The 12,988-nt window shown below is 36.4% G+C and carries 8 protein-coding genes and 1 pseudogene; 3 read left to right on the forward strand and 6 right to left on the reverse strand.

The window, feature by feature from the left end:
• The first annotated feature begins 258 nt into the window (after positions 1–258).
• Positions 259–342: a transposase gene (locus HE1_RS10375; protein ID WP_373279903.1), complete on the forward strand. Its 84-nt coding sequence runs from the start codon at positions 259–261 to the stop codon at positions 340–342.
• Between the two features lie 573 nt (positions 343–915).
• Here the strand turns inward: HE1_RS10375 and HE1_RS04175 are convergent.
• The 5 genes from HE1_RS04175 to accC all read right to left on the reverse strand — a co-directional run bounded on the left by HE1_RS04175 (position 916) and on the right by accC (position 10,160).
• The gene (locus tag HE1_RS04175; RefSeq protein WP_024161417.1) at positions 916–2,445 is read right to left on the reverse strand and encodes an AMP nucleosidase; all 1,530 of its coding nucleotides are present in this window, start codon (positions 2,443–2,445) and stop codon (positions 916–918) included.
• A gap of 299 nt (positions 2,446–2,744) precedes the next feature.
• On the reverse strand, positions 2,745–5,126 hold the full coding sequence (gyrB, locus tag HE1_RS04180; protein ID WP_006288199.1) for a DNA topoisomerase (ATP-hydrolyzing) subunit B: 2,382 nt from the start codon (positions 5,124–5,126) through the stop codon (positions 2,745–2,747).
• Between the two features lie 134 nt (positions 5,127–5,260).
• Positions 5,261–5,764, reverse strand: coding sequence for an MlaD family protein (locus HE1_RS06555; RefSeq protein ID WP_052567344.1), 504 nt, complete (start codon positions 5,762–5,764; stop codon positions 5,261–5,263).
• Positions 5,765–6,140: 376 nt separating this feature from the next.
• Positions 6,141–8,735 (reverse strand): DNA polymerase I, encoded by a 2,595-nt coding sequence (gene polA / locus HE1_RS04190; RefSeq protein WP_006296555.1) that lies wholly within the window; start codon positions 8,733–8,735, stop codon positions 6,141–6,143.
• Positions 8,736–8,810: 75 nt separating this feature from the next.
• Positions 8,811–10,160 carry an acetyl-CoA carboxylase biotin carboxylase subunit gene (gene accC / locus HE1_RS04195; RefSeq protein ID WP_023491741.1) on the reverse strand — a complete coding sequence of 450 codons (1,350 nt, stop codon included), beginning with the start codon at positions 10,158–10,160 and terminating at the stop codon, positions 8,811–8,813.
• A gap of 461 nt (positions 10,161–10,621) precedes the next feature.
• Here accC and HE1_RS04200 point away from each other — a divergent pair, with 461 nt between their 5' ends.
• Positions 10,622–11,854, forward strand: a complete 1,233-nt coding sequence (locus HE1_RS04200) for a hypothetical protein (protein WP_035545055.1) — start codon at positions 10,622–10,624, stop codon at positions 11,852–11,854.
• 168 nt (positions 11,855–12,022) lie between these two features.
• Positions 12,023–12,231: pseudogene (locus HE1_RS04205) on the forward strand (helix-turn-helix domain-containing protein).
• Between the two features lie 470 nt (positions 12,232–12,701).
• Here the strand turns inward: HE1_RS04205 and HE1_RS09345 are convergent.
• Positions 12,702–12,988 (reverse strand): hypothetical protein (locus HE1_RS09345; protein ID WP_084491027.1); only part of this gene is annotated, 287 nt, incomplete at its 5' end.

Consider the following 12,988-nt stretch of genomic DNA (forward strand, 5'->3'; position numbering starts at 1 on the left):
AACTTATTGAGCTTTAAATCTGGACATTTTTATAAGTCTAAAGACTTTCTTTATCTAAATTTATAAAAAATCATAAAAAAGGGTCCGTTATAAAAATTTTCCGCCTAAAAATCTATCATGCAACAGCCCCATTATTCCAAGCTTATGGAAAAATTTCTGATTAAGAAACTAAATCCTGGTCAAGGTGTTATTATGGATAATGCCTATTTTCATAAATCCAAGAGAAGTAGAGAATGAATAGCATCTGTAAAATTCAGTATAATTTTTCTACCTCCTTGCTCTCCTGATTTGAATCCAATAGAGAAATTCTGGGATAATATGAAGAGGTGGACAATATACTAAATTTCAACGCTATATTCGACGCTATTTCGTGGTTCTTTAAAATGTCCAATTCAACCTAAATTACTATACAATTTAAACGCACAGTAACAAATAGCTAGAAAAAAAGAATGTAAGTTTTTTACTAAAATTAATCAGCAATTCCAAAAACCTTCGTTACAAGAAGTTTATCTTGCTTGTGTCACAAAACAGCAAATAAAGCCTTATTAAAAGTCTAACTGATCAGAAAAAAATCCTATAATAAGGAGCGCAGAAAAACTATTCTCACGAAAATACAAAGAAAAAAAAATCTTCTGCAATCTTATACAGAGAAAACCAAAAGTCGATCATTTTACGTTCTTATTTGAAGAAAAAATAGTTTTATCTATACCTAAGACCATACAAAAAAGTCATGTTAAATAAATTTGTCATCAATAGAACATTTAGTCGTACTACTTATGTGCCTAGCTTGCGCCAATTTTTTCTCAATTTAGTTAAGACCAGGTGAATAAAGAGGCAAGTATAACAAAGTTAAACAATCCCAAGATTCAAAAATTTTCTAATGATGCAAAATTAATACCTATCTTTCCCCTATTCTTACCGAAACAACACATCTTGAAACCCTCGTAGCTCTGGGGTGTGAAGTCGGTCAGGACCAAGGCGACGCAACGCCTCTAGCGCATGAATTCCAATAGTTAAATGCTCTTTTACCCGCTGTTCATAAAAAGTTTGAGCCATAGACTGCAATTTAAGCTCTCCGTGCAAGGGACGATCAGAAACACACAACAAGGTTCCATAAGGAACTCTGAACCGAAAGCCGTTGGCCGCTATAATACCCGACTCCATATCTAATGCTATTGCGCGACATTGTCGAAAAGTTTTAGAGCGATTTAGCACATCTAGTTCCCAATTTCTGTCCCCTGTGGAAACAATAGTTCCACACCGCACACGACTCATCATAGTTTCATCATCCAATTGACAAATCTCTTGAATAGAGTTAAGTAGAGCCTTTTGTATGGTTTCCACTGGAGGAAGAGGAATATTTGGACTAAGCCCCTCATCTAATACGTGATCATCCCGCATATAGCCATGTGCTAATACATAATCTCCTAATCTTTGACTTTGCCGCAGTCCTGCGCAATGTCCCAACATTATCCAACAGTGGGGGCGAAGAACAGCCAAATGATCAGTCATATTTTTAGCATTACTGGGGCCAACACCAATATTTACTAAACTTATTCCATTTCTGTCCGGACTTACTAAATGATAAGCAGGCATCTGAAAATGATGGCCAGCCTCCCGAGTCCTAGAAAGATCCATATCTTTAGAGGATAAAATAGTATCTTTAGGTTCTATCCAATGCGTATACACCCCGTCTGATTCGGATAACCTCTGTTTTGCATAATGAAAAAAGAGGTCAACATATCGCTGATAATTTGTCAACAAAATAAAATTTTGAAAAGAAGATGCAGAAGTCCCACAATAATGGTGAATACGAGTAACGGAATAATCTGTACGCTCTGCTGGAAAATAAGATAATGGTTTTATTGCCAAATGGTCCCACAGTACTGTTCCATTTGCAACCTGATCATCCATATCTTTTGGGGAAGGCATCGTCAACATTCCCTTAATCTGCGAAATATCCTTAGCATGGGACAAAACATCTTCTTTTAAAAAATAAATAGGAATAAAACGAGAACTTCTGCCCACTACACAGCAAAGCTCGCGAATAGAAAAAAGATGAAGTAACTGTTGTTCCCAATACTCTTTAAATAAATCTGGATGCGTAACGGTCGTTCCGTAATATCCATCTTCTCGCAAAATAGCCCAAGACCGGAAAACTTCGCACACATGTTCTGCTCCTTTTCCCCATATTCCTAGATAAGGATACGTCCCTTTAAATTGAAGTTTAAGCTCTTTTAACCCAGAAGGACTCCCCACTGCGTTTCTTAGATCTTGCACACTGGCCAAATACAACGCTTCCAAAGTCTGAATCGTTTCTTGGGCACTGCGACACACTACAGGGTCATGAAGCCCAGCGTTTTTAACAAAAACTTCTACGTGAAGTTGCTCTTGAGCACACTTGGTAACACAAGAAAATTTATTGAAGCTGATTTCTGATTCCACCTTTATCTCCTCTTCACGCATATGTTATGCTTATTATCCAAGACAAAGCACACCCCTCCTTTCTTTTAAAACAAAAAAGAAACCCCATTACGAAAATAACGATAAAAAATTCTATCTTGAACACTTTTTCTTTTCACGCCACTATACAAAAAACCGCATTTAACTGTTAAGCGCTAATCTTATTTTAGTGTACTCTTGTTTTCTCTTTTTGTCCAGGTCGACACTTGCCCTTTGTCTTTTTACTCTTTGTCTTTCATACTATAGCAGCTTCGCTATTAAACTAATACAAAAATATGAAATTAGGCATCAATTAAGGCATTCATAGCATTTTTTTGAATAAAAGCTCTTCTTGGAGGGACCGCATCCCCCATAAGAGTAGAAAATAATTCGTCCGCTATCTGAGCATCTTCAATGCGCACCTGAAGCAATGTTCTGGCAGAAGGGTCTAAGGTTGTTTCCCATAACTCATAATCCTCCATTTCTCCAAGACCTTTGTAACGCTTTATCTCTAGCCCCTTTCTTCCATATTTATTAATTTGATCCCACAAAGAACATGGACCATAAATTAATACGCGATCTTCTTTTTGTCTTAGGGTGCACACTTCTTGAAACATCTCTAACAAAGGTTGCCGATAGGAAAAAAGTTTTTTGAATTCTTTTTGATCATAAAGCTTGTAGGAAAATTCGTACCTAAAAATAACCCCATCTTTTTCGTAGTGAATTTGCACCCCTTCACGAGAATTTTCTGAGTCTTGGTTGATCTTCCATTTCCAATCTCCTAGGCGTTGAAGACGGTGTAATGCGTGCTCAATCCAAGAGGGAAGCTCTTCAGAAGAAGGAACTTGATCCAAAAGTCCTGCTAAAAAAAGTTGCTCCACAATGATGGGAGCACTGACTTGAAGCGAGTAAATTAGCTCTTTTGCTTTAATACACAATGCCAAAAATGATTTCAAATCCGCCCCTGCTTTAGAAGTTAAGCTGTTTTCTAATACGACTCCTCGCATTCCTGTGTCCATCAAAAATTCTTCCAAGGCTCTTTCATTTTTAAGATAAATTTTCGAAGAGCCTTTTCTTATCCCATATAATGGAGGCTGCGCAATAAATAAATGCCCTCTTTCAATCAATGATCTCATATGTCGAAAGAAAAAAGTTAACAGAAGAGTTCGAATATGACTTCCATCTACATCAGCGTCAGTCATCAAGATAATTTTATGATAGCGTAACTTGTCTAAATCGAATTCCGCCCCAATACCAGCCCCCAATGCTACAATAAGTGTTCCAATTTCAGAAGAGGCAAGCATTCGATCGAAACGAACTCTTTCTACGTTTAAAATTTTTCCTCTTAACGGGAGAACTGCTTGAGTTTTCCGGTCTCGTGCGTTTCTTGCTGTTCCTCCAGCACTTTCCCCTTCTAGAAGACATAACTCTCTTTTTTCCGGATCTTTTTCAGAGCAATCGGATAATTTTCCGGGAAGCGAAGCAATATCGAGCGTACTCTTTTTCCGCGTTAAATCTCTTGCTTTCCGCGCAGCTTCTCTTGCAAAAGCTGCATTAGTGATACGAGCATAAATGCGTTTTGCGTCTTGTACATTTTCTTCTAGCCATTGTGTAAGGCCTTCTGTAATCGCCGATTCCACTAAAGGACGAATCTCTGAAGATACAAGCTTATCTTTAGTTTGAGAACCGAATCTTGGATCAGGAATTTTAACGGAAAGAACGCTAGTTAAGCCTTCACGAATATCCTCTCCTGTAAACGTAACTTTCTCTTTTTTATAAAAAGCTCCTCCGTGGTTAAACACTCGCGTTAAAGCAGAGCGGAATCCTGCAAGATGCGTTCCCCCCTCTCTTTGAGGGATATTGTTAGTAAAGCATAAATTATTTTCGTAATAAGTTTCTGTCCACTCTAAAGCTGCTTCAACAACCATATCTTCTTTCTGGAGAAAAATATGAATAGGAGAAGATTGAAGAACTTCCTTATTACGATTTAGGTGCGCAACATAGGCCTTAAGCCCTCCGGAATGCGCAAACATCCAGGATTTTTCATTAGAATCTCTACTATCCTTTAATGAAAGCGTTAAAGTTGGGTTTAAAAAAGCCAATTCCTGCAAACGTTTTTCTAGCACTCCTACATCAAACTGAGTAATTTTAAAAATTTCCTTACATGGCATGAACCGAATTAAAGTTCCTTTACGATCACTGGATTCTATACGCTCTAAACTTCCTTGAGGAACACCTTTGCAAAAGCGCAAATAATACATTCCTCCATCTCTCCAAACAGTAAGATCAAGCCATTCAGAAAGCGCGTTAACCGCGGAAATTCCTACCCCATGCAGCCCTCCAGATACTTTGTAAGCGTTTTGATTAAATTTTCCCCCTGCATGCAGTCGCGTCATAATAAGCTCTGCACCAGAAATTCCTTCTTCTGCGTGAATATCTACAGGAATTCCTCGCCCATTATCTGTTATGGATGCGCTTCCATCAGATTCCAAAACTACACTAATTTCGTTGCAATACCCTGCCAAACTTTCATCTATGGCATTGTCTACAACTTCCCATATCATATGGTGAAGCCCACTTCCATCGTCTGTGTCCCCTATGTACATTCCAGGGCGCTTTCTGACTGCATCAAGACCTTTAAGAACTTCAATGTTTTCAGAAGAATAAGTGGAAGAGTTGCTCATAAATAATTTCCTATAAAAAGACGTTAAATAGTTTTTATATTATTTTTTTAAAGATATTTTTTAAAATAAATATTAAATTCTTCTTTACACCCAAAATTCTATCCTTAATAGATGAAACAAAAGCTTTGTATTTTTTATTGATTGGACGAATCTGCATGCTCTTTTCCCTCTTTTTCTTCTTTTTTAGATTTTTTCTCGTCTGGAACCAAAAATTTATAAAGCAAATCTTCAATCATCAGCGGAGCCTGGGTTTGATATATTACTTCTTCAGAACGCATTTTTATTTCCGAAGATCCCAAATCAAGCTTCAATATTTTTTCCCCGAATAACGATTCCCCTGTGATAAAAGCAGAAGTATCTTCTGGAAGCTCAATTTTTTTTAAGACTTTAAATTTAACTTTTACTGAACCGCTTTCAGGATCTAAGCTAAATTTCAAAACGCTTCCCACAGTTACGCCATTAATTTTTACTGGAGACCCAAGACGCAACCCATCTATCGCATCGAATTCTGCGTAAAACGTAGAATATCCCTTGTTGATTCCTTTAGAGCGAAATAAAAAAAAAGTAACTGTCAAAACGACACATAGTAATATGAATGCTCCTAGTGCAGCTTCAAACTGTTGATTGCGAATTTTCACAAGTAAATAGAATTAACATAACTGTACACATGATATCACTTTTGTAAAGTCCACACAAGAGACGAAAAAGGAAGGGGGGGATGAAAAAATTTATATTTTGGCAAGTAGGAACGAACTTGCCCTGCAAGAAAACAAAATAAAAAAAGTGCAGTGCATTTAATAAAGTTTAAATATTAAACAGATCTCTTGAATAACTAATCATCATACTGCCTCCATATTATAAATAGCAGAAATAAGATTAGACATGCTGCGTAAGTATGATTTTATGTAAATTTTATGAGAAGGTATGGGGTTAACCATCTAAAGCAAGCCCCCATGTCGCTAAGATACGAAAATTTTTTCACTTTTCCACATCTTTTTCTTGTAAAATTTTCCTCTAGTGTGCGATATTTTTCTCTCCCCAAACCTTCCCCCAATAATAATTGACTTGTAAAGGAACTTTTAAGTAAGCAACCTGCTCCATCACCGATTGAAGAGTATGCGCTAATTTTTCTACACACTCTTCAGGTACTTCTAAAAGCAGCTCATCGTGAATTTGTAAAAGTAAATAGCTAGTGTGCCCTATAATTTTTTGACACTCCAACATGGCTTTTTTCATAAAATCCGCACAAGTTCCCTGTAACGGAGCGTTAATGGCTTGGCGGCTTGCCCCTTGTCGTATCGTTGAAGAGCTGCTGTGAATATCTAAAATCGCGCACTTTCTTCCCCAAAGTGTACAAACATACCCCGTTTGTTTTGCATGTTCTTCTACCTGCTTCATATAATCCTTTACTCCAGGATATAACTCAAAGTAGCGATGAATGTAGTCCCCTGCCTCTTTTGAGGAAATACGCAGCTGCTGAGCAAGACCATAGGCGCTCATTCCATACAAAATCCCAAAGTTGATTGTCTTTGCGTATTTTCGATGCTCATCGGTAACTTCACTGGTATTGAAAAGTGTTTGGGCAGTAGTATAATGAATATCTTTTCCTTCTTGGAATGCTTTGATTAAAGAAGGAATATTTCCCATGTGCGCCAATAAACGTAGCTCTATTTGAGAATAGTCTAGACTTAAAAAAAAATATCCAGGCGCAGAGTGAAAAGCGCTACGAATAGGAAATTCGCTAGAAATAGGAATATGCTGAAGATTAGGATGAAAAGAAGCCAACCTTCCCGTAGACGTAGTAACCATAGAAAACCTGCTGTGAATTCTTTTAGTATCTAAATTTATTTGTTCAGGAAGAGCGTCCGTATAGGATTGTTTCAATTTTGCATAATGACGCCAATCTAATATATCTTGCGCTAAGGAATATCCCTTTAGTACATATTCTTCCAACACACCGCTGTCAGTGGAATATTGCCCAGATTTTCCCTTTTTAGATGCTGGCCACCCTAGATCTTGAAACAAAACTTCAGATAATTTTTTAGGAGAAGCTAAATTTATAGACTTCCCTATTTCTATATAAATTTTTTCTTCCAACGCTTTCATTTTTTTTAACAGTTTCGAAGATAACTCTTGTAATATTAAGACATCTAAAGCTATTCCTTTTTGTTCCATTTTTTGTAAACATCCCATTAAGGGAAGATCCAACGTTTCGTAGAGTTCTTCCATTTCAGCGTCTTTAAGACGATTTTTATAAATTTGATACGCCTGTATTCCAAAAAACGCTTCCTGAACCGCTTTGGTGTGATGAAATTTTTCTGAGATGCTTGAATCCCATTGAACATCCAAATCTTTTACTTCAATCCCACACTGAAGAAGAGTTTGTTGGGAGGTATCAGAGCTGTGACACCCTCTTGCAATATATTCCAATAGCCTTAAATCTTCTATGGAAGAAGACATGTCTTTATTAAGTTTACGTAATACAGCTAAAGCATCCCAGAAAATTTTCAAATTTTTCTCTTGATTCCAGAAATTTTTCCATTCGCTAGTTTCAAAATCTGAAAATGGAACGAAAATCAAAAAATCTAAATCGTAAAATTTTAGGAAAGCTCCAAAGATACGCTCTTCTTTATCCTGAACCCAGCTAATATAAACTGAAGATTGCCGTAAAAGATCTGTGGAGGTCCAAAATTTGACAGAAACGGCAGTAGGAATTTTTTTCCTTAGCCATCCTAAATCCGTCAAGCGCCCCTTTAATCTTCTTAATTCTAGTTGATCTATGAAATGCTCTAATTTTTGAGAATCTGGGGTGCAACGTTTAAAATATTCAAAATCTGAATGAATAATTGGAACATCATCTCTAAGACAGGTCATGCGGTAACACAGTCGCGCTTGATCTTGAAAATCATTAATTAATTTTTTCTTATGATGAGATAAAACCTTAAGTTTTCCTTGAAGTACGGCTTCTAAATCTCCTGCTTCTTGTATCCATAACTTTGCAGTTTTAAGGCCAACTCCTGGGATTCCTGGAATATGGTCGCAGGCATCCCCAGAAAGCGCCTGTATATCAGGAATTTTTTCAGGGACTACTCCCCAAAGTGTTTTTACTGTTTCTTGATCTATCCACAGTTCTTTGACGGGGTCATACATTAAAATTTTTGGAGTGATGGCTTGCATTAAATCTTTATCTGAAGAAATTAAACAGATTTTTTTGGCAAATTTCTCCCCCCATTTGCCATAACTTATCATTAAGTCGTCGGCCTCAAATCCTGGGCAAACAATATAAGGAATAGAAAAACTTTCACACAGGTGTGGCAGAAAAGAAAATTGCTCTAAAAGTGCTTCTGGAGGAGTTTTTCTTTGAGATTTGTAACTGGGCATTAATTCATGACGAAAAGTTGGCTCTTTGCTGTCTAACACCAAAGTCCAGTGGGTAAAATTGTGCTCTTCCCAAAGCTTTAAAAGCATATTACACACCCCTAGCAATGCCCCTATAGGGCGATTTTTAGAAGTTGTAAGGCAAGGTAACGCAAAAAAACTACGAAATAAAAATCCAGAAGCGTCAATAAGATAAAAGACAGAATCAGAAGAGCTTAACTGAATAGGCATAGATGTTTTCCCCTTCTCATTGTCTGATGACGCAAACCCATTTCTTGGGTATAAGAAAAATAAAAGTTAAAAGCTTCAAGAACCTTTATCCTTCAAGTAATCTTCTAACCACTTAATGTGATATTTTCCACATTGAATATCTGGTTCATCGCACAAACGTAAATGCAAAGGAATCAGCGTGTTGATCCCGGAAATAACATATTCGTTTAATGCTCTTCTTAACCGAGAAATACACTCTTCTCGTGTTATTCCCCAGACTACTAATTTTGCTATTAAACTATCGTAATTGGAAGGAACTGTATAACCAGAAAAAAGAGCACTGTCTATTCGTACAAAAGGTCCTCCTGGAGCTGCATACGCCCCTATTTTTCCCGGACTTGGACAAAAATTTTCTGGATCTTCTGCATTAATTCTGCACTCAATTGCATGGCCAAAGGGACGAAGATCGTCTTGGGTATAAGGAAGAGGCAGCCCTTGAGCAACGTGAAGTTGTAGCCGAATTAAGTCCAACCCGTAGATCATTTCAGTAATTGGATGTTCCACTTGAACTCGAGTGTTCATTTCAATAAAATAAAACTGCCCGTTTTCGTACAAAAACTCCAAAGTTCCCAGCCCTTGATAGCCAAACTGCTTCATCGCGTGAATTACTTTTGTATACATTTCTTGTCTTTGATCGGTGCTTAATACAGGGCATAATGCTTCTTCCCAAATTTTTTGATGGCGTCGTTGCACAGAGCAGTCTCTTTCGCCAAGACATAAGACGTTACGAAAATTATCTCCTAAAATTTGGAACTCAATATGTCTTGGATTAGCAAGAAATTTTTCAATATACACACCCGAATGACCAAAGCATGCTTGAGCTTCCGTACTAGCATTTTCTATAAGCTCTTTTAGTTCACAAGGATGATAGCAAACCCGCATTCCTCTTCCCCCCCCACCGGAAGTGGCTTTTATCAACACAGGATATCCAATTTTATGACTTATGGATTGCGCTTCTTCTATGTTAGAAATTTCTCCCTCTGATCCAGGAACAGTCCGCAATCCAAGAGCCAGAGCAGTTTTTTTTGCTTCTACTTTGTCTCCCATTACTCGAATGTGTTCAGGAGAAGGACCTATAAACGTAATTCCGTGCTCTTGTATAGCTTGAGCAAAATTTGCATTTTCTGACAAGAACCCGAATCCAGGATGAACTGCTTGGGCTCCAGTAAGTTCGCAGGCAGAAATGATGGCACCCATATTCATATAGCTGAAATTTGAAGAAGCCGGACCTATACACACACTTTCATCTGCCAGGCGCACATGCATAGCATCGCGATCTATTACAGAGTGCACCGCCACAGTTTTTATTCCCATTTCTTTACAGGCTCTTTGAATGCGCACCGCAATTTCGCCTCGATTTGCAATAAGGACTTTTTCAAACACCATATTCAGCAGATGGTTAATTGACGCTCTTTTTATCCTAAACTAAAACATACCTTACCTCAACCTATTTTTCTTTATAGTCTTAAAAAATTACGATAAGGTGATTTTTCTAACTGCTTAGATGGGCAAGCGCGTACTAGTAATATTTCCAGAAAAATAGGAAAGCAGAGGAAATACTTGCCGTAAAATTTAAAATCGTTAAAACAAGTTAATTAATTCTACTTACCAGCCACTTTCCTGCTTGCTTTTGAAAATTTACCCATTAAAGAAGCGGGCTCAAGTTAATTTCATAATAATTCAACCATTAACTCTATCATTTAACTAAATCAACATAGCAATCAATAAAATTTTTCTGATATATAAAAAAATATTATTGATTTTCATACAAAAAAATATATAATTTATTTGTAAAACATTAAAGTTTGTAAAAAACATATGAAAAAAAAGTTTATTTTTTATTTTTTATGATAGCATCGTCTTCTTATTTTTCTCCAGCGTTCTCAGACAACGATTCCTTAAAGCTTTTTATCGAGCGATTAAAAGAATTTAAAAAAGGAAAAACTTTAATAAACGCTATTAAAGAACGCGATCCTAAAACTTTTTTAGATACATTATTACACTCAACTACTGAAAAAATAAAATTTTTAGAAGATGTTTTGGAAGAAAGAGAAAATATAAATTACACGTGTGCCTCTCGCCATTCTTGTAAAATGCATTTAAGAAAACTATTACTTAAGCAACAATTTACACAACGTGAACTCGAAAAATTTTTTACGCTTGAAGATTCAAGCTTCGTGAACTCTAAAACTATTACTAATATTGGAGATTCTTTAAATGAAGTGCTTGTTGTTTTATTTCCGTTTTTAAACACAGAAAAATATCAACCAACAAATTCAGGATACTGTTTTGGGCTTGCGAAATATGCAGTAAAATATGGATATGAAGAAACAGCAAAAATAGCAAAACTCTTCGTAAACGAATGGTCTGATGAAAAAATAGATGAAAATGCAAATTCATTGTGTACCTTTATTCAAAAAATAGTTAAAAAACAAATAGGGTGTAATTTTTCTTCACCCAATGAATTTTCACTTTCTAAAAAAAAATTCAAAGAAAAATTTAGTATAGAAGTAAAAAATTTTTCTCCAGGTTCACAGTATTTGATGCCTGTTGCAAATTTTATTTTCAACTACCTTAAAACCCTTAGAGATAACGAGAAGGTTGATCTCCCTTTTGAAAAAACGAATACCAAAGAGATAGCAGACCCTTTTGCAAAAATAAATACTCAAGAGGTAGTTAACCCTTTTGCAAAAATAAATACTCAAGAGGTAGTTAACCCTTTTGCAAAAATAAATACTCAAGAGGTAGCAGACCCTTTTGCAAAAATAAATACTCAAGAGGTAGTTAACCCTTTTGCAAAAATTAACGCCCTTACCTCTACTCAATCCTTTACACCAAAGGGACTAATTGTGGGCTTTGTTCCCATAATTCTTGGAATGCGATCAATAGGACATGCCATTTCGTTCCTAAACGTAAAAGAAGATTGTGTTGCATTGATCGACGCTAATTGCTCTTTATCAGAAGCAGATATAGTTTTTTCATTAAATCCTGAATCAATTGCAGAACACTTAGAGCAAGCAATAAAACGATCGTATAGCTCTTCGTCTTCATTTGAAATTTCCTGCGAAACAGCTCTTTAGATAAGTTGTATTTAAATAAGTATTACAGATAAAAATTATATAGATGTATGCCTTGCCCACTAAATCCAAAAGGTTGAGTAGTTAAGGCAAAAATGTTTGAGCCTTTAACTAAAGATCTTGTAAAGGAAGTCTTTTACAAGTCTCTAAAAAAGATTTTATGTAAATTTTGTGAATGTTTTGATTGCTTTAAAAGCGGTTTTGTTCGAAGGGGCTGCGGTACAAATAATAAAAAATGTGGAAAAAATTTCACGAGGTGTGCATGAAAAAGACAAGCTCCAAGCCATCGTTTTATACGCAAGCGGTCTTTCAATGAAGCGAATTGCTCAGCTTTTGGTGTCAGCGCGAGCGCTGTTTTGAAGAGGGCGGGCACCTTATAATCAAAGCTATGCGCCAAAATTGAGCCATCTCCAGAAGACAAAGTTATCGTTACGGAAGTCGATAACTTTTGGCATTATTTAAAAAAAAGAAGCAAAAAAATTTGGATTTTTAAAGTGTCTGTGATCGTGCTGGCAAACGGCTTATCGATTTGGAATTTGGTGATCGCTTGAGTCAAAATTCAAACGACTTTTTAAAATTTAAAATGGAAAATTTTATTTTATTGCGCAGATCATTGGGCAGAAAATTATTCCAAGCCCCCGCCTCTTTCAGGGAAAAGATAAAACGTTTTTCATTGAACAAAATAACGCTCCTCACCTCTATTGGTTTGCAAAATTTCGCCCCCCCCTTGCAAACACACGATCACTTGAAATGCTGAAGGGAACACTGCGTATTTCTGTGGCACTTCACGTTAATAAAACTTTGAAAATTGATCGTGCTATCTTTGGTTAAGAGTCTCAAAAAATTAATCTTATATGTTTGGCTTGGGCTCATTTTTTCTCAATAGAATTAAGATCAGAAGAATAAGAAGGCAAATAAAGCAAACTACGACCTGCATCTTTTGCATAGCTTTCCCTTTATGGAAAGTGGCATTATCCATAACACTACCGCTTTTTTTTAGAAGGTTTGGTAATAAAATCTGCTGCACCCAAGATGTACCTCCCTTTGTAAGCCAGATATCAACCCAATTGCAATTATATTTGCTAATTAAATCGCCTATGGCATTTGTTCTCCCCCAGTCATGAGCGCCATAACACC

This window comes from Holospora elegans E1, from assembly GCF_000648275.1.
Lineage (GTDB): Bacteria > Pseudomonadota > Alphaproteobacteria > Holosporales > Holosporaceae > Holospora > Holospora undulata_A.

Excerpts from the sequence above, each read along its gene's own strand:
- gyrB (WP_006288199.1), bottom strand. The coding sequence starts at position 5,126 with ATGAGCAACTCTTCCACTTATTCTTCTGAAAACATTGAAGTTCTTAAA.
- polA (WP_006296555.1), bottom strand. The coding sequence starts at position 8,735 with ATGCCTATTCAGTTAAGCTCTTCTGATTCTGTCTTTTATCTTATTGAC.
- accC (WP_023491741.1), bottom strand. The coding sequence starts at position 10,160 with ATGGTGTTTGAAAAAGTCCTTATTGCAAATCGAGGCGAAATTGCGGTG.
- HE1_RS04200 (WP_035545055.1), top strand. The coding sequence starts at position 10,622 with ATGATAGCATCGTCTTCTTATTTTTCTCCAGCGTTCTCAGACAACGAT.